This is a genomic window from Demequina sp. NBRC 110055 (assembly GCF_002090135.1).
Classification (GTDB): domain Bacteria; phylum Actinomycetota; class Actinomycetes; order Actinomycetales; family Demequinaceae; genus Demequina.
Genome location: NZ_BBRL01000004.1, coordinates 994863 through 1018712, shown reverse-complemented (window position 1 = coordinate 1018712; position 23850 = coordinate 994863). Strand labels below are relative to the sequence as shown.

Below are 23850 nucleotides of genomic sequence, written 5' to 3'. Positions count from 1 at the left end.
CTCAGCGTCCGGGGTCTGTCTCGCCCCGCTCGTCGCTATCCGAGTCGTCGCCGACATGATTGTCATCGTCGCGGCCCTCGGACCGTCGCACGCGGATCTGTCCCGTCGAGGGGGGCAGCTCTTCCTCGTCCACCGTCGACGCGCTTCCGGTGGCGGTGTCCGTCGCGGAGCTGTCGGGAAGGTCGCTCGAGGCCACGGGCTGCTGCCCGGAGACAGCGATGTCGCTGGTGCGGCCCATGCGGCCGCGGGCACGCTGGACGATCTGGCGTGAACGTTGGGCGAACACGGGCACCTGGGACGTGATGGGGGGCACCTCTTCTTCGTCGGGCTTGTACTCATCACGCAATGCCCGAGAGAAGGCGTAGAAGAAGGACACGATCGGCACGGCGATCACCGCACCCACGAGGCCCAGTGTCAGGGTTCCGGCCGAGATGGTCAGCAGCACCACGAGAGGGTGCAGGCTAAGTGCCTTGCCGAAAAGCCAGGGGTACAGCACGTTACCTTCGAGCTGCTGCACCAGAAGCACGGCGCCCAGCATCAGCAGCGCTGTGGTCCAGCCGCCGTCGACGAGCGCAACGAGCGACGCGATCGCGCCCGACAGGGTCGCACCGAACATCGGGATGAAGGAGAACAGGAACACCAGGATCGCGATGGGAAGCGCGAGCGGCACGCCCAGGAGCCACGCCGCAAGGCCGATGCCGACCGCGTCCACGAAGGCGACGAAGACCGTCGTTTGGGTGTAGCGGCGCAGCGTGTTCCATGCGTGAATTCCCGCGTTGTCCACCCGGTCGGTGGCGTTACCCGGCGCGATCCGCGCGGTCCACAGCCACAACTTACGGCCGTCGCGCAGGAAGAAGAACAGGGCGAACAGGGCGATGACCATGCCGGCCACCACCCCGCCGATGGTGGAGGCCGCTCCCAAGGCACCGCTCGCAAGTCCGCTGACGTTGTCGGTCGCGAAGCCCTGCACCTGCTCGACGTACCCGTCGAGCTGCTCCTGGCTCATGTGAAGCGGGCCAGTCGCGAGCCAGTCGGTGAAGGTCTGGAAGCCCTCGATCGCCGCGTCACGCAAATCTCCGAAGCCGGAGACGATGGACGTGGAGGCGGCTCCGAGCAGGAACGAGACGATGCCCAGCAGCGCAAGGATCGACAACAACGCACCGAGTCCGCGCGGAATGTGCCACCGCTCCATGTGGTGCACCACCCGCTCGAGGGGAGCGGCGATCAGCAGCGCGATGATGAGCGGCACGAAGAGGGTCGACAGCGTGGTGAAGATGTAGAAGAACGCGACCAGCACGATGCCGAGCACGATGAGGCGCCACGACCACGCGGCGCCCACGCGCAGACCCAGGGGGACGCGGCGTAGCACGTCGTCCCTTGGCACGCTGGAAGAATGCTCGGTGTCAACCATGCGCCGAGCCTAACGCGGCCCTGTGACAGACACCGCGCGCACGCGCGGAACAGCAACACCGGTTACTGCGTTAGACCTGCACGGAAGGGAGCACCACCCATGCTTTTCGGAACCGACAAGACCCGCATGATCACTGCCGACGAGGCCCTCCCGGGACGCGACGTGGGCTTCGAGATCGCCGACCGCCACGTCGTCCTCGGCACCCCCCTGACCGAGCCGTGGCCCGAGGGTCACGAGGTGCTCTACGTGGGGATGGGCTGCTTCTGGGGGGCCGAGCGCATCTACTGGCAGACCGACGGCGTGTACTCGACCGCCGTGGGATACATGGGCGGCTGGACCACCAACCCCACCTATCAGGAGACCTGCACCGCCAGGACGGGTCACGCCGAAACGGTCCAGGTGGTCTACGACCCCGCCAAGGTCTCGCTCGAGACGCTGTTCGCGCGCTTCTGGGAGAACCACGACCCCACCACGCTGCACCGCCAGGGCGGCGACATCGGCACCCAATACCGCTCGGCAATCTTCACCACCACGCCCGAACAGCAGATCGCCGCCGAGCACTCACGCGAGAAGTATCAGGCCGCGCTTGCCGACAAGGGCTTCGGGAAGATCACCACGCAGATCGTGCCCGCCGAGGAGGCCGGTGACGGCGTCTTCTACTACGCCGAGGACTACCACCAGGGCTATCTGCACAAGAACCCCGGCGGCTACTGCAACCACGGCTTCTGCCAGGCGTCGTACGCGTAGCCCCGCGGGCCCGCCAAGACCTTAGGACTCCCGCGTCAACGCGCGCACGAAGGCGAGGCGTCGCGCCACCTGGTGGCCGGCGCCTCCCTCGTGTTCGTTGTCCTCGTACACGACCATCTCGGTGGTCGGCGCCTCACTGGCGAGCGAGCCGTAGGCGTTGAACGCGGCATACACGGTCGACGGCGGACAGGTCGCGTCGCGCAGGGCGACGGAGCTGAGCAGCGGCGCGGTCGCTCGCTTCGCGTGATTGGCGCCGTCGAGGTAGGACAGCGTGTCGAGCACGCGGTCGCGGGTGCCACGGTGCACCGACAGGTAGCGCACCACCTCGGCGTAGGGCCTCTCATCCGTGATCGCGATGGCTCGTTCGATATGGCACAGGAATGGCACATCGGCCATGACGCCGGCAAGCCCGTCGGCGAGCCCCGCGACAGCGAGCGCCACTCCCCCGCCCTGCGAGGTGCCCGCGAAGAAGATCTGAGACGGGTCGATGCCGTCGATGGACCGCGCCGCCTCGACGCCGCGCACCGCATCGGTGAAGAGGCGCCGGTAGTAGTGGTCGTGAGGGCTCTCGATGCCGCGGGTCATCACTCCATCCGAGGCCGGCCCACTCGCCCCCACATCGGGAGTGTGCCCTCCGGAGCCCCAGTTCGACCCCTGCCCGCGCGAGTCGATCCACAGGGTCGCGACCCCGGCCGCGGGCCACAGGGTGTGCTCGATAGGTAGCCCCCTGCCGCCCCCGTATCCGGCGACCTCGACCACACACGGGAGTGGGGCATCGGCCCCGCGCGGACGGGCCAGCCACGCCTTGATGGGCTGCCCACCGAAGCCCGCGAATGTCACGTCCTGGACGTCGACGAGCGCCAAGGAGGCCCCGGCATCGGCCATCCGGAGGTCGAGGGGGAATGACCGAGCCTCGGCGAGCGTCGCGGACCAGAACTCGTCGAAGTCGGCGGGTTCACGCACCTGGGGTCGGTAGGTTTCGAGCTCCGGCAGCGGCAGATCGAACTGAGGCATGCGGCGAGACTAGCGCCACCGACACGACGACCGCCCGCGGCGTGGCCAGTGAGGCCGTGCCGGGGCGGTCGCGGTGAGAAGCGGAGAGCCTAGTCGCGGCCCTGCAGGATTGCGATGAGGCGCAGGAACTCGGTGTACATCCACACGAGCGTGACGACCAGGCCGAACGCCGCGGTCCACTCGTACTTCTGCGGGATGCCGCGCTTCACGCCGTTCTCGATGAAGTCGAAGTCCGCGATGAGCGAGATGCAGGCGAGGCCGACGGCGACCAGGCCGATCGCGACACCCAACCAGCCGGAGCGCAGGCCCCACGCGGAGTCGGTTCCGCCGAAGATCATCACACCCAGGTTGACCAGGGAGAACAGCAGGTACGAGATGCCGCCGATGATCAGGATCTTGCGCATCTTCGACGTGTAGCGCACCTTGCCGGTGCGATAGAGGTACAGGCACACGCCCGAGGTCACGGCAGTCGCGAGCAGCGCCTGCATGGCCGCGCCGGGCACGTCGAAGCCGGTCTCGATGTAGATCGACAGCGCACCGAGGAAGTAGCCCTCGACCCCGGCGTAGATCATCGCGAGCACGGGGTTCGTGGTGCGCTGGAACACGAGCACCATCGCAAGCACGAAGCCGGCGAGGCCCGAGATCATCAGGCCTGCGGTCGACGGGAACAGGTAGCCGGGGATCGCGGCAATGAAGGCCAGCACGATCATGCCGGCGGCCTTCGTCGTCACACCCTCGTAGGTCATGCGACCCATGTCGGTCGCGGTGGCGCTCGGGGCGTCGAACTGCGACTGGAGGTCCTCGGCCGTCACGGTCGAGCCATCCTGGTTGATGGTCGCGCCGGGCTTGAACGCGCTATTGGAGCTGCTGAAGACGGGGCTGGCCACGTGGTCCTCCTCGTAGGGTGCGGTCGTTGTCAGGGTAACGAACGGGACCTGCACTTCGGCATCGGCCGTAAGGGGGATTCGCTGTGGGCGTGATCGGGGACCGAAACCCCGCGTCGTGCCGGCACGGACGCTCCACAGGCGCCGAGGGCCGTCAGCCCAGCGGGTGGTCGGTCACCTGGGTGTCGAGTGCGTCGCCGTTGATCTCGACGTACAGGTGGCGCTCCGTCATCGTCACCGTGAGGCGGTTGCGCCGCTCGAGGCGTCGCGCCACCTCATCGACAAACGCGCCATCGACCGCATGCAGCACGATGTCCTCGCGCCGGTGGATGCGCTTGCCGTCCCAGCGCGCGAGCACCTTCGCCGGGTCGCGATGCGTGTACACCGTCGTGTGCTCGGCGAGCCGGCTGCCGTGGTGGAGGCGGTCGGCCTCGGGCGCGCCAACCTCGATCCACGCGGTGATCGCGCCGGTGAGGTCACGGGCGATCACGGCGGGCTCGTCGGTGGTGGCGATGCCGTCGCCGAACGCGATGCCCTCGCCGTACTCGAGGCAGTACGCCAATACGCGCGTCACGAGGAAGGCCGGGGTCTCGGACGGGTGGCGAGCGACGCGTAGGTCGAGATCCTCGTAGACGCCGCGGTCCATGTCCGCCAGTTGGACCTCGAAGGTGTGGATGGTCGCTCCGGCTGCCATGGGGCAAGGCTACGGGCGCGGCGCTAGCGTGATTGCCATGGACTTCACCGCGGTCGTCGAGCCGCACGAGAAGATGAGGGGCCTCGAGGTGCCCGATGCTGTCGTGGCCTCCTTGGGCGGGGGCGCCCGGGCGCGCGTGTTGGTCACGGTCGGTGGCCACACGTGGTCGACCGCGCTCGCGCGGATGCAGGGGCGCAGCCTCATCGGCGTCGCGAAGGCTCATCGGGAGGCGGCCGGTCTCGTGGTGGGCGAGTCCGTCACGGTCTCCGTCGAGCTCGACCCGGACGCCGACACGGTGCAGGTGCCCGCCGACGTGGGCGGAGCGCTCGCGAGTGCGGGACTGCGCCACACGTTCGACGCGCGCACCGTGAGCCAGCGCCGCCACCTCCTGCGCGTGATCGACCAGGCCAAGCAGGCACCCACCCGGGCGCGCCGCATCGAGGCCCTGGTGAACGAGCTCCGCGCTTAGGCGGCAGCCTGCTCCGCGCGCCGCTGCCGAGCCGCCTCGCGGTCGCGCGGCATCACGGTGGTGAACACGGCGAGCACCACGGCGCACACCGTGGTGAAGATGAAGACCAGGTGCAGGGCATCCATGAGGCCGTCGCCCTGCGGGGCGCCATCGGCCCCCACCTCGGCCGTGGCGTTGACCATGGCGCCGCAGATCGCCACACCGAGCGCCGAGCCCAGGGATCGCGCGAACACGTTGACGCCCGTCACCGCTCCGCGGATGCCGTGAGTGACCGACGACTGCGCGGCGACGAGAGTCGGCACCGCCGTGAGCCCCATGCCCGCGCCCACCAAGAACGTCGCGCCGGCGGTCGCAATCAGCGGGGTCTCTGCGCCCAGCGTCAGCGTGGCGGCGGCGCCCACCACGACGAAAGCCGAGCCGATCATGGCGGTGAGTCGAAAGCCCAGTCGCAGGTACAGGCGGCCCGAGTTCGAGGCGGTGAGCGGCCATCCCACCGTCATGGCCGCCAGCGCGAAGCCTGCGATCAACGGCCCGTAGCCGAGGACGCCTTGAGCGTAGATGGGGATGTAGGTCGACAGCCCCAACACCACCATGCCCACCACGAGCGAGATCGCCGTCGCGACCCCAATCACGCGCCGGCGCAGCAGCCGTAGGTCGACGATCGGGTGAGCGGCACGGAGCGCGTGGCGGACGAACAGCGCGAGCAAGAGGGCACCAGCACCGAGGACCGTCACGGACGGCCACGAGGACCACGCCCACGTGGTGCCGCCCTCGAGCAGGCCCACCAAGAGCAGCGGGGAGCCCACGCTGAGGAGCACGGCGCCCGTGTAGTCGATGGGCTCACGCGCCCCCTGCAGCGGCGTCTCGCGGTAGCGGCGGACGATCATCCAGACGGCGACGGCGCACAGCGGGATGTTGATGAAGAAGATCCAGCGCCAGCTGAGAAACTCCGAGAAGACTCCACCCAGCGTGGGTCCTAGCACCGATGACGCCGCCCACACGGAGGCGAGGTACCCCTGGACCTTGGCGCGCTCCTCGAGTGTGTAGATATCCGCAGCGATAGTCTGCGACACCGGCATGATCGCGCCCGCGCCCAGGCCCTGCAGAACGCGGCCCGCGATCAGCGCGCCCATCGACCACGCGGCACCGCAGAGGACAGAGCCGGCAAGGAACACGGCGACGCCGGCGAGGATGAGGCTCTTGCGTCCGAAGATGTCGGACAGTCTGCCCGCGAGTGGCGTGCTGACGGCCTGTGCAAGGAGGTACGCGGAGAACAGCCACGGCACCTGCGCAAATGAACCCAATTCGGTCGCGATGGTGGACGAGGCGGTCGCGATGATCGTCGCGTCGAGAGCCACGAGCGCGGTCGCGAGCATCAGGGACAGCAGGATGGGGCCGCGCTCCGAGCGCAGGCCCACGGAGGCAGACGTCGGGGGCACGAACCTATGCAACCACCCCCGGCGCGCTCCCATTCCCTGGGCGCGCCCCGTGCCCCCGGCGGGACTCGAACCCGCACTGCGCCGATTTTAAGTCGGCTGCCTCTGCCAATTGGGCTACGAGGGCGTGACCACGATTGTGCCCCACGCGCCGGATCGGTTTGGCCCACACCTGGGACCCATGTGACAGGGGTGACGCCTGAGACGCCACCTGCAGACCCACGGGCCCCCTGCGCCACATCTGTGGGCCATACCGACAGCGGGGGTTAGGCGCGCACGACCGCCGAGAACGCGATCCCGTCGAGGATGTCGTGCTCGCTCGTCACGACCTCCTCCAGTGCGCCGCCTGCGGCCGCGACCTCGTCGCGCACCCGCGCCACGACCTCGCGCCACACGAGCGCGCCGGCGCCGATGACGTCGACGCGACCGGGGTGCATGAACGGCATCGCCGCCCGCTCCTCGCGGGAGGCGGCGAGCAGAACGTCACAGGCCGCGAGCACCTCGGCCACGGGCAGGCGCGCGCCATTGATCTTGTCGCGGTCGTACTCGTCCAGGCCCAGCGCCTGCGCGGTGACGGTCGTGATGGTGCCCGCAAGCCCCACGAGCGTGCGAGTCTGTGCCAACGGCACGTCCGCGAGCGCCGCGTCGAGCGCCGCGTGGACATCGGCGACAGCGCCCGAGACCTCGGTGGCCGACGGCGGATCACTCAGCAGGTGGCGCTCCGTCATCCGTACGCAGCCCACATCCATCGAGTGTGCCGCCTTGGGCGCGCGCTCCCCCAGCACCATCTCGGTCGAGCCGCCGCCAAGGTCCACGACGAGGTACGGCGGCACCAGGGCGGGATCGACGACGGAGACCGCACCTCGGAAGCTGAGCTCGGCCTCTTCGTTGCCCGAGACCACCTCGGGCTCCACCCCCAGGCGCTCGCGCACCCCGGAGATGAACTCGTCACGGTTCGACGCGTCGCGCGTGGCGGACGTCGCCACGAACCGGATCGCCTCGACCTGATGCTCACGGCACAGCGCGGCGTACTCGTCGGTCGCGGCGAGCGTGCGCTCGAGCGCCTCCGGCGCAAACTGCCCCGTCCGGTCGACGCCCTGACCCAGGCGCACCACGCGCATGAGGCGCACCACATCGGTCAGCGACTGGCCGTCGGCCGCGACATCGGCGATGAGCAGGCGGATCGAGTTGGTGCCACAGTCGATGGCGGCGACGCGGGTCATGCGGTCTCCTCTTCGGTCGGGTTGGCAACGTCGGGGTCGGCGGCGTCGGCAGCGCACGTGCAGCGCTCAGGGCTCCAGGACGGCGCGATCATCGTGAGCGCCTCGTCTCCCAGCGGGTTGACGCCCGGCCCCGCGGCGAGCGCGTGGCCCACCAGCACGTGAAGGCACTTCACGCGGTCGGGCATGCCGCCGGCCGAAATGCCGTGGATCTCGGGGACGTCCTCCATCGCGTAGCGCTCCTCGAGGTAGCGCTCGTGGGCGGCGCGGTAGGCCGCGGCAAGAGCCTCGTCGTCGCGCAGGCGCTCGGACATCTCCTTCATCACGCCGTTGGCCTCGAGGGTCGAGACCGCGGCGACCGCGTCGGGGTGCGTGAGGTAGTACTGCGTCGGAAACGGGGTGCCGTCGGAAAGGCGTGGGGCCGTGTGCACCACGGTGGGGCGGCCGCATGCGCACCGGGCGGCGATCGCGACCACACCGCGCGGTGGACGTCCCAACTGCTCACGCAGGGCGTCGATATCGGCGGGCTGGACGGTGGAGTCAGTCACCCTGAGGAGTCTAGTTGTCGTCGGCGGGGGCGTCGTCGGGGGCGTGGGTGGCGTCGGACTTCTCCGATACGGCGGGAGCCTTACGGTCGACCTCGCCGGCGACCTCGACCGAGTTCCACAGCGCGTCGTACCAGGTATCACCCTGGGCCACCGCCTCCTCGGCGCTCGCCTCATCCTCGGCTCCTACGGCCTCGAGGGTCTCCGGGTCGAGCACACGGTAGGCCGTCTCGCCGGGGTACACGTAGGTCAGCCGCTCGCGCGCCTGCGCCTCGATGTACGCGTCGTCGTCCCACCGCGCGACATCGGCGGTCAGGTCATCGACCTCGGCCTGTGCGGCCGCAGCATCTGCCCTGAGCCCGTCGAGCATGTTCTGCTGCTCCAGATACGCGCGCGCTGTGGGCCACACGACCGCGAAGGCGAGGATCGCGACGAAGACAATGATCGCGGTGCGCCATGTGAGCATGCCGGCCCACGAGCCCGAGGGTCGCCCGGCCGTCATCGACGGGGTGCTGGGGGCCGATGCCGTCGTCGCCTTTGTGCGCGACGTCCTCCCCGGGCCGGTGCCGGGGCGCGACGAGGCGGTCCGGATCGCGCCCGTCGCGGGCGAACGCCGGGACCCGGCGCGGGTCTCGCGCGAGGCTCCCGTGGTCGCCGCGGTGCGAGCGGTGGTGGGTTTGGCACTCGCGCGCGGCGTCGGCCGGGCGCTCGTAGGCGCGCCGGGACGTCGGGGTGAGCTCACGGCTCCATTCTCACCGACGCTAGCGGGCCCCGGTGACACCGCGCCGCCGCGAGTCGTGTGATTGCGGGCGCGCCGGACCGGGAACCCCCGCCCGGCGCGGTCATTTCGCGGATTGCCAGCGTGGGCGGGCCGACATACGCGAAGGCCGCGGACCCCGTGAGGGATCCGCGGCCTTGGCGGTGCGGCTGGCGCGGTAAGGGCGAAGCCTTACGCGGCGTAGCGACGCGGGAAGGCGGACTTGCCGGCGTACTTCGCGGCGTCGTCCAGCTCCTCCTCGATGCGCAGCAGCTGGTTGTACTTGGCGATGCGCTCGCCGCGGGCGGGCGCGCCGGTCTTGATCTGGCCGGTGTTGAGCGCGACGACCAGGTCGGCGATCGTGACGTCCTCGGTCTCACCCGAACGGTGCGAGACCATCGAGGTGAAGCCGGCGGCCGTCGCCATCGACACGGCGTCGATGGTCTCGGTGAGGGTGCCGATCTGGTTGAGCTTCACGAGGAGAGCGTTGGCCGCCTTCTCGTCGATGCCGCGCTTGAGGCGGGTCGGGTTGGTGACGAACAGGTCGTCGCCGACGATCTGGGTCTTGTCGCCGATGGTCGCGACGAGGTGCGACCAGTCGCTCCACTCGTCCTCGGACAGCGGGTCCTCGATCGACACGAGCGGGTAGTCGTTGACGAGCTGCTCGTAGTAGGCCGACATCTCCTCGCCGGTCTTGGCGGCACCCTCGAACTGGTAGGCGCCGTCCTTGAAGAACTCGGTCGCGGCGACGTCGAGCGCGAGCGCCACGTCCTCGCCGGGCTTGAGGCCGGCCTTCTCGATGGCGACCAGGATCAGGTCAAGGGCGGCACGGTTCGACTCGAGGTTGGGGGCGAAGCCGCCCTCGTCGCCCAGGCCGGTGGCCAGGCCGCGCTCCTTGAGCACGGACTTCAGGGCGTGGTAGACCTCGGCGCCGTAGCGGTAGGCCTCGCGGAACGTCGGGGCGCCGACGGGAGCAATCATGAACTCCTGGATGTCGACGTTCGAGTCGGCGTGCGAGCCACCGTTGAGGATGTTCATCATCGGCACGGGCAGCAGGTGCGCGTTGGGGCCGCCGATGTACTTGAACAGGGCCAGGTCGGCGCTGTCGGCAGCGGCCTTGGCGACGGCGAGCGAGACACCGAGGATGGCGTTCGCGCCGAGCTTGCCCTTGTTGTCGGTGCCGTCGAGGTCGAGCATGATCTTGTCGATGATGCGCTGCTCGGTAGCGTCGAGTCCGACGATCTCGGGGGCGATGTCGTCGATGACCGCGTCCACGGCCTGCTCGACGCCCTTGCCCAGGTAGCGGCCCTTGTCGCCGTCGCGACGCTCGACCGCCTCGAAGGCACCGGTGGAGGCACCCGACGGGACGGCTGCGCGTGCGAACGTGCCGTCTTCCAGGGCGACCTCGACCTCGACGGTGGGGTTGCCGCGCGAGTCGAGGATCTCGCGTGCTCCGACGGCCTCAATGCTGGCCATGATGCTCCTTCGGTTGTGTGGATTTCCTTGGGGGTTCTCTGGGGAGTCTATCGAGGGGCGTGCGTGAGCGCGCCGCGACGATGGTCCTACCCGGATGAAGATTCGGTGGCCGCGTGGGCGGCCTTTTCTGAGGCCGATGCCGCACTCGCCTCGGCCTCGCGGGCGGCACTTTCGTACGCGCGGGTGGCGTCCCTGAGTGCACCCTCGGCGTCGACTCCCTCAGCCTCGGCACGGGCCACGAGGGCGAGGAGCTGCTGGCCGATGCCGACGCCGGCCTCGTCACGCACCTCGAGCCCGTTCTTGGCCGCGCGGGAGAGGACCTTCTGGGCGCGCGCGAGGGCGGGCTGGGCGGCGGGGATGCCGTCCATCACCGACTCGCGGTTCTTGGTGGCCTTCTTGATTTGCTCCCAGCGGCCCAGCGTCTCCTCGGCGGTCAGCTGCTCGCCGCCGTCGGCAAAGACGTGCGGGTGGCGCTCGACGAGCTTGTCGGCCACGCCGCGCGCGATCTCGTCGATGTCGAACGGATCCTCGGGGTGGTCCTGGGCCACGCGGGCGTGGAACACCACCTGCAGGAGCACGTCGCCGAGCTCCTCGCGCAGGTCGGTCCGGTCACCGGACTCGACGGCCTCCGCGAGCTCGTACGCCTCCTCGAGCGCATGCTTGATGAGCGACTCGTGGGTCTGCTCGGCGTCCCACGGGCAACCGCCAGGCGAACGCAGGCGGTCCATCACCTCGACCAGTCGGGCGAGGGCGTCACTCACTGGCGAGCCACTCCTGGCCGCCCGCGACGAACATGTTCGCCGCGTTGAACTCGGTGAACCACGCGGGCTGGCCCGCGGTGGCCATGCTCGCGGCCGTCTCGCTGACCTCGGCGATCGAGGCGAGCAGCTGGTCGACGTCGAAGTCACCCTCGCGCGGCGACACGGTGGTGCTCGCGGCGACCTCCTCGGCGATCTCGCGCATGAGCGAGTCGTCCTCGGGGATCATCGTGAACGCGGCAATCAGGTAGGTGGCCTCGAAGCCATCCACGAGCGCGTCGCTGGGCTCGCCCGCGACCTCCTCGGTGGACTTCACCTGCGCCGCGGCCTGCTCCATCGAGAAGCGCGAGTACTGCAGACCCAGCTCGTCGATGCGGTCCAGCATGGGCTGGCGCAGCAGTTCGAGGGTGACGGCCTGCTGGCGGGTCACCGGCTGGTGAGCCTCGTAGGCCCACGCGTCGTAGAGGTCGGTGACCTCCGCGTTGGTCAGGGTGGTCTGGGCGGCTGCGGCGGCCACGGCCGGCGCCTGAGGCTGCCCGGGTACCGCGCACCCGGCCAACACCAGCGCCGATCCGAGGACCGCTGCGCCCAGGGCGCGACGACGACGGGACTCAGTCATGCTCGTCATCCTACTGGCGCGACCGCGGTCGCCTTGACGACCTCACGCACCCAGTCGAGCACGGGTAGGCCCTCGACGGGCTTGCCGCCGATGCGCTGGGTGAGCGGCGCGGGGACCAGGATCTGGCGCACGGCCGGCTTGATCAGGGTGCCCGGGTAGAGCCGGTTCACGCGCAGCGCCGCCGAGTCGGGTAGCTCCACGGGGCTGAAGCGCACGTACTTGCCCTGAGCGACCACGTCGGTGATGCCGGTGCCGCGCAGCTCACAGCGCAGACGCGCCACGGCGAGCAGGTTCTCGACCGGCTCGGGCACGTTGCCGTAGCGGTCGGCGAGCTCTTCGGCGACCGCGTCGAGCGCCTCGCCATCGGCGGCATCGGCCATCTTGCGGTACGCCTCGAGGCGCAGGCGCTCGTGCTCGATGTACTGCTCGGGGATGTGCGCGTCGATGGGCAGGTCGATGGTCATCGCGGGACGCTCCTGGTCGCCCTCGCCGCGGAAGTCCGCGACGGCCTCGCCCACCATGCGGATGTAGAGGTCGAAGCCCACGCCCTCGATGTGGCCCGACTGTTCCCCGCCCAGCAGGTTGCCGGCGCCGCGAATCTCGAGGTCCTTCATGGCGACCGCCATGCCCGCGCCCAGGTCGGTGTTGGCCGCGATGGTCTGCAGGCGATCGTGGGCCGTCTCCGTCAGCGTCCGGTCCGCGGGATACAGGAAGTAGGCGTACGCGCGCTCCCGTCCGCGGCCCACGCGCCCGCGCAGCTGGTGCAGTTGCGACAGGCCGAAGGTGTTGGCCTTCTCGACGATCAGGGTGTTGGCGTTCGAGATGTCGAGACCCGTCTCGACGATCGTGGTGCACACGAGCACGTCGTAGCGCTTCTCGTAGTAGTCGACGATGACCTGCTCGAGCTGCTTCTCGCTCATCTGGCCGTGCGCGACCGCGATGCGGGCCTCGGGCACCAGCTCGCTGAGGCGCCGCGCGGCGCTCGTGATGGTCTTCACGGAGTTGTGGATGTAGAAGACCTGGCCGTCGCGCATGAGCTCGCGCCTGATCGCCGCGGCGACCTGCGGGTTCTCGTGCGGGCCCACGTAGGTGAGGATCGGGTGACGCTCCTCGGGCGGCGTCGCGAGCGTCGACATCTCGCGGATGCCGGTGACGGCCATCTCGAGCGTGCGCGGGATCGGGGTCGCCGACATGGCGAGCACGTCCACGTCGGTGCGCATCGCCTTGAGCGTCTCCTTGTGCTCCACGCCGAAGCGCTGCTCCTCGTCGATGATGACCAGACCCAGCTGCTTGAAACGCACCGAGCCCGTAATGAGCCTGTGCGTGCCGATGACCACATCGATGGACCCGTCGGAGAGCCCCTCGATGACCTCCTTGGCCTCCTTGTCCGTCTGGAAGCGCGACAGGGCCGCGACCTTGACGGGGAACTGCGCGAACCGCTCGGAGAACGTGTCCACGTGCTGCTTCACCAGCAGCGTCGTGGGGCACAGCACAGCCACCTGGGTGCCGTCCTGGATCGCCTTGAACGCCGCGCGCACGGCCACCTCGGTCTTGCCGAAGCCCACGTCGCCGCACACGAGTCGGTCCATGGGAACGGTGCGCTCCATGTCGCTCTTGACCTCATCGATCGTGGTGAGCTGGTCGGGGGTTTCGACGAAGGGGAAGGACTCCTCGAGCTCGCGCTGCCAGGGGGTGTCGGGGCCGAACTCGCGGCCGGTCGTGGCCATGCGGGCGCTGTAGAGCCGAATGAGCTCCCCGGCGATCTCCTTGACCGCCTTCTTGGCGCGCGACTTGGTCTTGGCCCAGTCCGAGCCGCCCATCTTGTTGACGCTGGGCGCCTCGCCGCCCACGTACTTCGTGACCTGGTCCAACTGATCGGTGGGCACCGACAGGCGGTCGGCGGGGCCACCGCGCTTGGACGGCGCGTATTCGATGACCAGATACTCGCGCTCGATGCCGCGCACGGTGCGCTTAGTCAGCTCGACGAAGCGGCCCACGCCGTGCGCCTCGTGCACCACGAAGTCTCCCGCTCGCAGCTGGAGAGGGTCGACGGCGTTGCGCCTCCGGCTGGGCACCTTCACCTTGGGCCCGGCGGCAACCGCGGCGCGGCCGGTGAGGTCGGACTCGTGCATGACGAGCACGCGGTCGTCCGCGCTGGTAAAGCCGGCACCCGTGATCTGGGGGACCACGGACACGATGCCGTCGACACGCTCGTACTCGGCCTGCACCCGTGCGGGCACGCCCTCCTCGGTGAGCTGCTCGGCGAGCCGGTGCGCGCTGCCCGTCGACGCGGCCGTCACGACCACGGTCCAGCCGTCGGCCATCCGCGAGCGCAGCAGGCCCACCGCTTCGCGGAGGCGACCACGGTGGTCCTCGAGGTCGGTGATGCCGGTGACCACGGCATCGGCCGCACCAAAGGGACCCAGGCTTGCCCAGTGCACGCCGCGGGAGTCCGCGGCCTCGCGGAGTTGCTCGAGGGAGAGGAAGGAGCCCTCGGAGGGTTCGAGGGGGCTGTCCGCGCCGGCGGCGGCGGACACCCATGCGGCGGCGAGGAACTCGTCAGCGGTGCGGGTGAGGTCCTCGGCCCGGCGCGCGAGGCGCTCGGGCTCGATGAGCAGCATGCGGGTGTCGCGCGGCAGGATCGCGGGCACGGAGGTGAGGCGGGTGACCAGCAGCGGGATGAGGGACTCCATGCCCTCGACCGCGTGGCCGTCGGCGATCTTGGCGAGCATCTCGGAGGCCGCCGGGATCTGGTCGATCAGCTGAGCCGCACGGGCGCGCACGTCGTCGGTGAGCAGCAGCTCGCGGCACGGCGGGGCCCACAGGCGCTCGACGTCGGCCAGGGAGCGCTGATCGGCGACGGAGAACGAGCGGATCGAGTCGACCTCGTCGCCGAAGAACTCGATGCGCACGGGGTGCGGGTCGGTGGGCGCGAACACGTCGACGATGCCGCCGCGCACGGCGTACTCGCCGCGCTTTTCGACCATGTCCACCCGCGTGTAGGCGGCCGCGGCGAGCGACTCGGCCAACTCAGTGAGGTCGCGCTCGTCGCCGACCTTGAGGTGGACCGGCTCAAGATCGGGAAGCCCCGCGACGATGGGCTGCAACAGCGCGCGAATGGGTGCGACGACCACCTCGAGCGGCGGGATGCCGGCTTCCTGCTCCACGAGCTCCGGGTGCACGATCCGGCGCAGGGTCGCGAGGCGGCGAGCGACGGTGTCGGAGCGGGGGCTGAGGCGCTCATGCGGCAGCGTCTCCCACGCGGGCAGGACGGCGATGCGGGCGGGGTCGCGGTATCCGCCGAGTGCCGCCGCGAACGTGTCGGCGTCGCCACCGGTGGCCGTGACGACCACGAGAGGACCGTCGAGATCGGCACGCGCGACGAGCGCCGGCGCGGCGGCAGCAGCCGCGGTGAGGTGCGCACCATCGGCGAGCTCGCGGGGTGCGAGGGAACTGAGCAGGGCGCTGAGCGGCTGGTTCACGAGTCTCCAGGCATGGATAAGGACCGGATTTTCCGGCTCACCCATCTTAAGGACGCGCACCGACAAGCGATTCCCCGCCCCTCCTTAGACTGGCGCGCATGGCAGCGATTCGCGTCCTCGTCGTGGACGACGACCCAGGCATCGTCGAGGTGCTGCGTGCCGCGCTGGAGTTCGCGGGCTGCGAGGTCGCAGTAGCCACCTCGGGCGTCCAGGCACTCGACCGCGTGGGCGACGCCGATGTCGCGGTGCTCGACCTGGGGCTGCCAGGCATCGACGGCATGGAGGTCCTGCGCCTGCTGCGCGGCCAGGGAAACGCCGTACCGGTCCTCGTGCTCACCTCGCGCGACAGCATCGATGAGCGCGTGGCTGGACTCAAGACGGGCGCCGACGACTACGTCGTCAAACCGTTCGCCGTCGCCGAGGTGGTCGCCCGCGTCGAGGCGCTCGCGCGGCGCGCCGCCGGGAGTCCGGTGTCTGTGCTGCGGGTCGCCGACCTGGACATCGACCAGGAGGCCAAGCGCGTCACGCGCGCCGGGGTCGAGATCTCACTGTCCCCCACCGAGTACCGGCTGCTTGAGCACCTCGCGGTCAACGCGGGACGGGTGCTGTCGAAGAGCCAGCTGCTCGACCACGTGTGGGGCTACGACTTCGGAGGCGACGGCAACGTCGTCGAGCGATTCGTCTCCAACCTGCGCCGCAAGATCGACGACGACCGCGATCCGCTGCTGCACACCGTGCGCGGGTTCGGGTACTCGCTGCGGGCCGGAACGCCGTGAGCAGCCGGCCCTGGTCGCTACGGCGCACCCTGGTGGTGCAGACGGTCGCCCTGCTGGCCGTCGCGGCGGTGGGCGTCCCGCTCGCGGTGTCCGGGATCGTCGAACGTCAGCTGGACGCTCAGGTGGAGGACCAACTGACCGGCGTGACGGCAAGCGTGGGCCAGGCGCTGTCAGGGCAAGAAGACGTCACGCTCGACGTGGGGTCGATCCGTGGAGTCGTCGGAGCCTCGTTCGTCATCGTCGGAGTGGCCGAGGACGGAGAGGTCCGGGCGCCCGCGGGCGAGGCCAGCACCCTGTCGCAGGCGGACGCTGACACGCTGGTCACGGCAACCGAGGGCCTCCGCGCGGGAGAGACCGTCGAGGCCGACACGTCGGGGTTCCCCGTGACCGCCACGCGCGCCCGCACACCTGGCTTGTCGCTCGTGACACAAGCCGGCGAGACCATCGCGATGGACTCTCTAGTGCTTGCGGTCGACACGAGCCGCGACGCGACGATCGTGCGCCGCCTTCGCCTGGTGTCAGCCGTGGTGGGCGCCGCGGCGCTGGTCGTGCTCGCCGCCGCCACCGCCTTCACCATCCGCCGCGGGCTCGCGCCGCTCGACGCGATGGCGGCCGATGCGCATGCGGCGGCGGCGGACCGGGAGGCGACGTTTTCTGCCGGCGATGGCCCGCGCGAACTTCACGACCTGGCCGTCGCCCTCGAGGACGCCTTCGAGGCGCGCCATCGCGCCGAGGCGACCGTGCGAGCGTTTGTGGCCGATGCGTCCCACGAGCTTCGCGGCCCCCTCACCACGCTCAATGGATGGCTCGACCTCTATCTTCAGGGAGCGGTCGAGCCCGGCCCCGACCTCGACCGTGCGATCGCCTCGATGGAACGCGAGACGGGCCGCATGCGCCTCCTCGTCGACGAGCTGGGCCTCCTTGCGCGCCTGGACCGCGGCCTGCCGCTGACGATGGCGCCGGTCGATCTCGTGGGCCTCGCGCGAGAGGTGGTCGACGACGCACGGGTGGTCGATCAGTCGCGCCCGCTCGCGTTCACGGCACCCCGCCCCGCCCCCGTCGTCGGCGACGACGCGAGGTTGGCGCAGGTGCTGCGCAACCTCGTGGGCAACGCGATGCAGCACACCCCCGCCGGTACGCCCATCGAGGTGGGCGTGCACGTCGAGGCGGCCGATGCTGTGGTCACCGTGGTGGACCACGGGCCCGGCATCGCGCCCGAACACGTGGGGCGACTCTTCGACCGCTTCTACCGGGCCGACCCGTCGCGAGCGGGTGAGGGCTCGGGTTTGGGGCTGTCGATCGTCAAGTCGATCGTCGATGCACACGGCGGAACCGTCACGGTCGATTCCCACGTGGGCGAGGGAGCCACCGTGACGGTCAGGCTGCCGCTCGCGGGGTAGCGGGGAACCCACGCGCCGCGACCGTCAGGAAACCGTCAGGCCGCGCGCAGGCCCACGCTCAGGCCGCCGAGTTTCACTGGCGCGGTCACCCGCCGGGGGTGGCGTGACCGGAAGGAACCCCATGTCCTCGCTTCTTGCCCGCATCGGCCGCTGGTCGGCACTTCACCCGTGGCGCGTCCTCGCCGCCTGGATGGTCGTGGCGGTCGGTGCGGGCCTGGGTGTGCTGACCTTCGGCAGTGCCCTCGAGGACGACTTCTCCATTCCCGGCACGGAATCCCAAGAGGCCTACGACACCCTCGAGGAGGACTTCCCGTCCGCGGCGGGAGCCTCTCTGAAGTACGTGGTGGCGGACGCGGATGGCGGGGCCGTCACGGGCGCCGACACTGCCGCAGCCGTCACTCACCTCGCGGGCGAGCTCGCCGCAGTCGACGGCGTCGCCTCCGCTCCTGATCCGTTCGCGACCGGCACGGTGTCGCCCGACGCGACCACCGCGCTGATCACCGTGGGTCTCGACGACCGCGGCGGCGAGGTTGACGACGCCACGCTCGACGCTCTCGACGCGGTCGTCACCGCCGCCGAGGCCGAGGGGCTCACCGTCGTCGCGTCGGGCCTACCGGAGATCCCCGAGGGCTCCCACATGGCCGAGGTGGTGGGTGCGGCCATTGCGTACATCCTCATGGCGCTGACGTTGGGCTCACTCGTCGCCGCAGGCTTGCCGCTGGCCTCCGCGGGCATCGCGCTCGGGATCTCGCTGGCGGGCATCGGCCTGCTGTCGCACGTGGTCGCCGTTCCCGCCGCCTCGACCGCGCTGGCCTCGATGCTGGGCCTCGCCGTCGGCATCGACTACGCCCTCTTCATCATCGTGCGCCTGCGCGCCGAACTCGCCGCGGGCGTGCCCCTCGTTGAGGCCATCGCCGCTGCAGCTCGCACCGCGGGCAGCGCCGTCGTGTTCGCCGGCGTCACCGTCATCCTCGCAGTGGTCGGCCTCGCGCTCACGGGGGTGCCGTTCCTCGCGGCAATGGGAGCCGTGACCGCACTTGCGGTCGCCGTTGCGGTGGCCGCGTCTCTCACCGCCCTGCCCGCGCTGATGGGGCTGCTGGGCGAGCGGCTGCGACCGCGCGGCACCGCCGTCACACGTGCACGCGGCAATGGCGGCTGGGGCGACCGCCTGCTGCGCCGGCCCGCCACGGTGCTCGTCGCCGGCGTTCTCGCGCTCGGCGTGGTCGCGATGCCCGTCGGCGCCATGTCCCTCGCCCTGCCCGATGGCGGCTCGGAGCCGGCGGGCTCCGACGAGAGGTTGGCGTACGACGCGATCTCGGAGGCGTTTGGACCCGGCGCGAACGGCCCGCTCCTGGTGCTCGCGGACGTGTCCGACTCGGCCGATCCCGTCGCGGCCGGCCAGGCGACCGCCGCGACGCTCGCCGAGCTCGACGGTGTCGCCGCGGTCCAGCCGCCCCGACCGAGCGAGGACGGGTCATCGATGCTGATTGCCGTCACGTCCGAGACCGACCCATCCTCAAAGGAGACCGCCGCCCTCGTCGACGACATCCGCGACCTCGAGTCCGAGGTGACGGCGACCACAGGCGCGACGATCGCCGTCACCGGCCAGACGGCCCTCGCGGTGGACGTGGCCGACAAGCTCGCCGCCGCGCTGGTGCCGTTCGCGGTCGTCATCTGCGGCCTTACCCTCGTGCTCCTCATGGTGGTGTTCCGGTCGATCCTCGTGCCCGTCACGGCGGCGCTCGGCTTCCTGCTCTCGCTCGGTGCGGCGCTCGGCGCCACCGTCGCGGTGTTCCAGTGGGGGTGGGCGGGAGACACCATCACCGAGGGTGCGACGGGACCGCTCGTCGCGTTCCTGCCGATCCTCGTCATGGCGGTCCTGTTCGGCCTGTCCATGGACTACCAGGTCTTCCTCGTGTCGCGGATCGCGGAGGCTCATCGCAAGGGTCTCGGTCCCGTCGAGTCGGTGCGCGCTGGCCTCACGTCCGTGGGCCGCGTCGTGGCCACCGCCGCGGCGGTCATGATCGCCGTGTTTGCCGCGTTCGTCGTGTCGGGAGACGCGATGACGCGCCCGCTCGCGTTCGCCCTCCTCGTCGGCGTCGCGCTCGATGCGTTCGTCGTGAGGCTTACCCTCGTTCCCGCCGTGCTCGCCCTGCTCGGGGAGCGCGCGTGGTGGCTGCCCGCGTGGCTCGACCGGATCCTGCCGCACGTACACATCGACGACGAACCCGAGCCCGGCTCGCTCACCGTCATCGACGCGCACTCGCCGGCGGACGCGCACCGATGATCGCCGTCCTCGTGGCCACCGTCGCCGGCGTGGCTGTCACCGCGGCGAGCGTCGTCGGCGCGGCGCGCTCACGCGGTGGGCGACGCGGCCTCGCGGTCGCGGGGGGCATCGCCGGAATCGTCCTGGTGGTCGCCGCTGACCTGCTGCCCCGGGCCATCGCAGAGAGCCACCTGGTGCCACCCACCGACGAGGGGGTCGATGTGGTCTTGTCATCCCTGCCCCTGGCGGTGCAGTCCTTGACGGGCGGGACGCGCGTCGATGTCCACGTGGGTGCGCAGGCCGTCACGGAGCGGCTCGACGAGGCCCTCACCGGCACCCCGCTCGAGGGAGCGACGCTGACCCTGGGCGACGGCGTCATTGCGGCGACGGGAGACGTGGATGTGCGCGGGATGGCGTTGACCATGAGGGCCGAGGTCGCCCTGACCGTCGCCGACGGCGCGCTCACGCCGACGCTCGAGTCGCTCACCGTCGCTGGCCTGGAGGTCCCGCCTGACGCCCTTGGCGGGCTGCCCGCGCGCGCGGGCGGCGGCGAGGACACCCTGCTAGCAGACTTCCCGGACGCCCAGGTGATCGCCGTGGCGGTGACGCCAGAGGGCATGGATGTGACGATCAGGGTGTAGCGGGATTCGACGACCGGCCGCCAAACCTAGACTTGGCACCATGACCGATGCGCGCGGCGAGGCGGAGCGGCTGCTGCGCCGCTTCGCCCGCGACACCAACCTGCTGATCGCCGGCCGAGAGTTCCACATCACCGGGGACGGCCCGGTGGCCGCGGCCCTCACCGCCATGCTCGCCGATATGGGCGCTCGGATCCTCACTTCCGGCTCTCACGCGGCCGATGCGACGGCAGAGGTCATCATCGATGTCACCACCGGGGACCTCACCCTGGGCGGAGCGCCGGTGGGCGGACGCGGCGACGCGGCCGGCCGGCTGGACTTCGCCGCCGCACACATGCCCGTGTCGGCGGCGGTCGCCGCCGACCTCGCTGAGGCCGGCACGCTCGCGGGGCTCAGCATCGGCGTCTCCATGACGCTCGAGCCCAAGACCGCGAACCTGGCGCTCCTGCTCGCGCGGGCCGGAGCCACGGTCGCCGTGTACGCCCACCCCGACGAGACCGACGAGGCCGTCGCCGAGGCGCTCAGGCAACGCGGCGTGCCCGTCGACGCCGACGCGACCCTCGCCACGCCCGCGGCCGAGCGCCAGGCAGCCCTGAGCTTCCTCGACCGCGGCTTCGACGTGTTGGTCGACGACGGCTCCCACGTCACCCGGCTGGCCCACGAGGCTCGCCCGGACCTCGTCAAGCGATGGATCGGCGCCACCGAGGAGACCACCAGCGGCCTCACGCCGCTGCGCCGCATGCAAACCGCGGGCGTGCTCGCCACGGGTGTGATCGCCGTCAACGACGCGATCACCAAGACCGGCTTCGACAACCGCTACGGCACCGGCCAGAGCTGTGTCCTCGCGGTCGCTGACCTCCTCGACGCCGCCGGCGTGAGCGTGCGCGACCAGCCCGCTCACGTGGTGGGATACGGGCCCGTGGGCGAAGGCGTCGCCGCGCACCTGCGAGCGCTCGGCGCCACCGTGACCGTGAGCGAGGTCCACCCCGCCCGCGCGCTGCTGGCCGCCCACGACGGCTACGAGGTCACGACGCTCGAGGCGGCCGCATCGGGCGCCCTCGTGGTTTCCGCCACGGGCTGGCCCGGCACCGTGCCCGCGAACGTTTCCGACGTCGCGGCGGCCGTCGCCGTGGCCGGCGGCGTCCCGCACGAGATCGCCTGGGCCGGCGACCTCACGCCCGTCGCACCCCACGTCGAGCGCACCTCCACCGGGGCGCTGATCTTGGACCGCGGCGGCTGCATCAACGTCACCGCCGCCGAGGGCAACCCCATCGAGATCATGGACCTGTCGTTCGCGACCCAACTCGCTGCGGTTGCCGAGGTCGTCACCACGCACCCCGCCGTGGGAGTCCACGCCCTGTCCCCCACCGCCGTCGACCGCGTGGCCGCGACAGCGGCGCGCGTGCGGAGGGTGCCGCTCGAGCGGAGCCCCGCCACGGCATCGGCCATCGACACCGACTGGCACAGCCCCCGCTACCGCGAGGAGATCGCATGACGTCCTTCCCCGTGACCCTGTACTCGGCGGCACTCGTGCTGCCGGTGACGGCGCCCCCGATCCTGGACGGCGCCATCGCCGTGCGCGGCGAGAAGATCCTCCACGTGGGCGAGCGCGCCTGGGTGGAGCGCTCGCTCGCGGAGCGCGGCGTGCCCGTCAACCACGTGCACTGGGACGGTGTGCTCACGCCCGGGCTCGTCAACGCCCACACCCACCTCCAATACACCGGCATGGCCGAGGTCGCCCAGCGCACCTACCAGGGCTTCGAGGACTGGATCACGGGCTTCAACCCGGTCTACCAGCGAGGACACGACTGGGGGGCCGATGCCGCTGCGGGGGCAGCGATGCTGGTCGCCACCGGCACCACGGCCGCCGCGGACATCGTCACGGACCCCGAGGCCGCCCACGCGCTGCACGACGCGGGGCTGAGGGGCATCGCGTACTGGGAGGTCATGGACTGGACCAACGCCGACTGGTCCGCCCACGGCCGCGCCGAGGTCGAGGCGGCCCTCGACTCGCTTCCCGACCGCCCCGGCACCGGCCTGTCCCCGCATGCCCCGTACTCGCTCGAGATTCAGCCCCTGCTCGAGATCCCGGACATCGTCCGCGAGCGCGGCCGCCGCATCCACATCCACCTGGGCGAATCGGGCATCGAACGCGAGTTCGCGCACGAGGCGCGCGAGCCCTGGCAGACCCAGGGCCTGGGAGGCTTCGTGGAGCTGCGTCAGGCGGGCTTCGGCACGTCCGCGACCGACTACGTCGACCACCTGGGTGTGCTGGGCCCCGACTGCCACGTCGCCCACGGCGTATACATGTCCGAGCGCGACCGGGCGATCCTGCGCGCGCGCGGCACCACCGTCGCGCTGTGCCCGCGCTCCAACCACATCATCGGGCTCGACAACCCGCCCGTCGCCGCGTACCTCCGCGAGGGCTCCCCCATCGCGGTCGGCACCGACTCGCTGTCGTCCTCGCCGTCGCTTGACCTCATGGGCGAGGTCAAGGAACTCATGCGGATCGCGCGCGCCCAGGGATACTCGAGCGACGACCTCGCCGAAAGGCTGCTGACCGCCGCGACCCTGGGCGGCGCGCACGCCATGGGCATCGACGAGGGCCCGCACCGCACGGGGTACTTGGCCGTGGGCGCCCGCGCCGATCTGGCATTCTTCGACGTGCCCGTCACCTCCATCACCGACACCCTCACCACACTCGCCGAGGCCGGCGACGGCCACGCCGCCGCGACCATCATGGGCGGGCGCGTGCGCCACGCGTCGACCCGCTTCACCGAGCAGACCGGAGCCCACGCATGACTCACGGCGATCTCGCCCGGCCCGCCACGGCATCGGCCCTCGACCTAGAAGCCCACCCCGAGGGCGGCTGGTTCCGGCGTATCTGGACCGGCACCGTGCCCGTCGATACCCCCGGCGGCGTGCGCCCCGCGGCCACCACCATCCACTACCTGCTGACGCCCGGCGAGCAGTCCGCCTGGCATGTGGTGACGAGCGACGAGCTGTGGCTGTGGCACGGCCCCGGCACCCTCACGCTGTCGCTCGGCGGAGACGGCGACCAGCCGGCCGATGCCGCCGCGACCCACACGTTGGGCCGCGACCTGGCGGCGGGTCAGGTCCCGCACGTGCTGGTACCTGCGGGAACGTGGCAGGCCGCCGAGCTCGCGGGCGACGAAGAATGCCTGGTGTCCTGCGTGGTCTCGCCCGGGTTCGACTTCGCGGATTGGGCGCTCGCGACCGCCGAGTAAACTCCCCCCG

Annotated in this window: 22 protein-coding genes and 1 tRNA gene; 10 read left to right on the top strand and 13 right to left on the bottom strand. The window is 70.8% G+C overall.

What is annotated here, in order from left to right:
* Window position 1: 1 nt before the first annotated feature.
* Window positions 2-1411 carry an AI-2E family transporter gene (locus B7K24_RS04765; protein WP_084128977.1) on the bottom strand — a complete coding sequence of 470 codons (1410 nt, stop codon included), beginning with the start codon at window positions 1409-1411 and terminating at the stop codon, window positions 2-4.
* Window positions 1412-1510: 99 nt separating this feature from the next.
* On the opposite strand from B7K24_RS04765, the gene msrA reads away from it, so the two are divergent.
* Entirely contained in the window at window positions 1511-2158 is a 648-nt protein-coding gene (msrA, locus tag B7K24_RS04760; protein WP_084128976.1) for a peptide-methionine (S)-S-oxide reductase MsrA, read from the top strand.
* Between the two features lie 21 nt (window positions 2159-2179).
* On the opposite strand, the gene B7K24_RS04755 is transcribed toward msrA, so the two are convergent.
* The 3 genes from B7K24_RS04755 to B7K24_RS04745 form a co-directional block, all read right to left on the bottom strand.
* Window positions 2180-3172: an acetylxylan esterase gene (locus tag B7K24_RS04755; protein WP_084128975.1), complete on the bottom strand. Its 993-nt coding sequence runs from the start codon at window positions 3170-3172 to the stop codon at window positions 2180-2182.
* An 89-nt stretch (window positions 3173-3261) separates the two neighbouring features.
* Window positions 3262-4059, bottom strand: coding sequence for a Bax inhibitor-1/YccA family protein (locus B7K24_RS04750; RefSeq protein ID WP_084128974.1), 798 nt, complete (start codon window positions 4057-4059; stop codon window positions 3262-3264).
* 151 nt (window positions 4060-4210) lie between these two features.
* Complete coding sequence (locus B7K24_RS04745) at window positions 4211-4750, bottom strand: YaeQ family protein (protein ID WP_084128973.1); 540 nt, start codon at window positions 4748-4750, stop codon at window positions 4211-4213.
* Between the two features lie 37 nt (window positions 4751-4787).
* Here B7K24_RS04745 and B7K24_RS04740 point away from each other — a divergent pair, with 37 nt between their 5' ends.
* Window positions 4788-5219, top strand: coding sequence for a YdeI/OmpD-associated family protein (locus tag B7K24_RS04740; protein WP_084128972.1), 432 nt, complete (start codon window positions 4788-4790; stop codon window positions 5217-5219).
* Here B7K24_RS04740 and B7K24_RS04735 read toward each other — a convergent pair.
* The 5 genes from B7K24_RS04735 to B7K24_RS04715 all read right to left on the bottom strand — a co-directional run bounded on the left by B7K24_RS04735 (window position 5216) and on the right by B7K24_RS04715 (window position 8886).
* Entirely contained in the window at window positions 5216-6658 is a 1443-nt protein-coding gene (locus B7K24_RS04735) for an MDR family MFS transporter (protein ID WP_234986550.1), read from the bottom strand. The genes B7K24_RS04740 and B7K24_RS04735 overlap by 4 nt on opposite strands.
* Window positions 6659-6708: 50 nt before the next feature.
* Window positions 6709-6782, bottom strand: a tRNA-Leu gene (locus B7K24_RS04730).
* Window positions 6783-6921: 139 nt separating this feature from the next.
* The gene (locus B7K24_RS04725) at window positions 6922-7878 is read right to left on the bottom strand and encodes a Ppx/GppA phosphatase family protein (protein WP_084128970.1); all 957 of its coding nucleotides are present in this window, start codon (window positions 7876-7878) and stop codon (window positions 6922-6924) included.
* Window positions 7875-8423, bottom strand: coding sequence for a DUF501 domain-containing protein (locus B7K24_RS04720; protein ID WP_084128969.1), 549 nt, complete (start codon window positions 8421-8423; stop codon window positions 7875-7877). Before B7K24_RS04720 ends, B7K24_RS04725 begins: the two co-directional genes overlap by 4 nt.
* Window positions 8424-8433: 10 nt before the next feature.
* Window positions 8434-8886, bottom strand: coding sequence for a septum formation initiator family protein (locus B7K24_RS04715; RefSeq protein ID WP_144268122.1), 453 nt, complete (start codon window positions 8884-8886; stop codon window positions 8434-8436).
* On the opposite strand from B7K24_RS04715, the gene B7K24_RS04710 reads away from it, so the two are divergent.
* Window positions 8885-9223, top strand: a complete 339-nt coding sequence (locus tag B7K24_RS04710) for a hypothetical protein (protein ID WP_084128967.1) — start codon at window positions 8885-8887, stop codon at window positions 9221-9223. The genes B7K24_RS04715 and B7K24_RS04710 overlap by 2 nt on opposite strands.
* Window positions 9224-9369: 146 nt before the next feature.
* Here B7K24_RS04710 and eno read toward each other — a convergent pair whose 3' ends face one another.
* From eno to mfd, 4 genes are all read right to left on the bottom strand, one after another.
* On the bottom strand, window positions 9370-10653 hold the full coding sequence (gene eno / locus B7K24_RS04705; RefSeq protein WP_084128966.1) for a phosphopyruvate hydratase: 1284 nt from the start codon (window positions 10651-10653) through the stop codon (window positions 9370-9372).
* Between the two features lie 86 nt (window positions 10654-10739).
* Window positions 10740-11414 (bottom strand): MazG family protein, encoded by a 675-nt coding sequence (locus B7K24_RS04700; protein ID WP_234986549.1) that lies wholly within the window; start codon window positions 11412-11414, stop codon window positions 10740-10742.
* Window positions 11407-12030 carry a hypothetical protein gene (locus tag B7K24_RS04695; protein ID WP_144268120.1) on the bottom strand — a complete coding sequence of 208 codons (624 nt, stop codon included), beginning with the start codon at window positions 12028-12030 and terminating at the stop codon, window positions 11407-11409. Before B7K24_RS04695 ends, B7K24_RS04700 begins: the two co-directional genes overlap by 8 nt.
* 5 nt (window positions 12031-12035) lie before the next feature.
* Window positions 12036-15557, bottom strand: coding sequence for a transcription-repair coupling factor (gene mfd / locus B7K24_RS04690; RefSeq protein ID WP_084129253.1), 3522 nt, complete (start codon window positions 15555-15557; stop codon window positions 12036-12038).
* 53 nt (window positions 15558-15610) lie between these two features.
* On the opposite strand from mfd, the gene B7K24_RS04685 reads away from it, so the two are divergent.
* The 7 genes from B7K24_RS04685 to B7K24_RS04655 all read left to right on the top strand — a co-directional run bounded on the left by B7K24_RS04685 (window position 15611) and on the right by B7K24_RS04655 (window position 23840).
* Window positions 15611-16288 (top strand): response regulator transcription factor, encoded by a 678-nt coding sequence (locus B7K24_RS04685; RefSeq protein WP_084128964.1) that lies wholly within the window; start codon window positions 15611-15613, stop codon window positions 16286-16288.
* Window positions 16285-17688 carry a cell wall metabolism sensor histidine kinase WalK gene (locus B7K24_RS13230; protein ID WP_144268119.1) on the top strand — a complete coding sequence of 468 codons (1404 nt, stop codon included), beginning with the start codon at window positions 16285-16287 and terminating at the stop codon, window positions 17686-17688. The genes B7K24_RS04685 and B7K24_RS13230 overlap by 4 nt, the downstream gene beginning before the upstream one ends.
* A 121-nt stretch (window positions 17689-17809) precedes the next feature.
* A complete protein-coding gene (locus tag B7K24_RS04675; RefSeq protein WP_084128963.1) occupies window positions 17810-19975 on the top strand; it encodes an MMPL family transporter in 2166 nt (721 codons plus the stop codon).
* On the top strand, window positions 19972-20595 hold the full coding sequence (locus tag B7K24_RS04670; protein ID WP_084128962.1) for a hypothetical protein: 624 nt from the start codon (window positions 19972-19974) through the stop codon (window positions 20593-20595). The genes B7K24_RS04675 and B7K24_RS04670 overlap by 4 nt, the downstream gene beginning before the upstream one ends.
* Window positions 20596-20635: 40 nt before the next feature.
* Window positions 20636-22087, top strand: coding sequence for an adenosylhomocysteinase (locus B7K24_RS04665; protein WP_084128961.1), 1452 nt, complete (start codon window positions 20636-20638; stop codon window positions 22085-22087).
* Window positions 22084-23394, top strand: coding sequence for an amidohydrolase family protein (locus B7K24_RS04660; RefSeq protein ID WP_084128960.1), 1311 nt, complete (start codon window positions 22084-22086; stop codon window positions 23392-23394). Before B7K24_RS04665 ends, B7K24_RS04660 begins: the two co-directional genes overlap by 4 nt.
* Window positions 23391-23840 (top strand): cupin domain-containing protein, encoded by a 450-nt coding sequence (locus B7K24_RS04655; protein ID WP_084128959.1) that lies wholly within the window; start codon window positions 23391-23393, stop codon window positions 23838-23840. The genes B7K24_RS04660 and B7K24_RS04655 overlap by 4 nt, the downstream gene beginning before the upstream one ends.
* The last annotated feature ends 10 nt before the right edge of the window (window positions 23841-23850 follow it).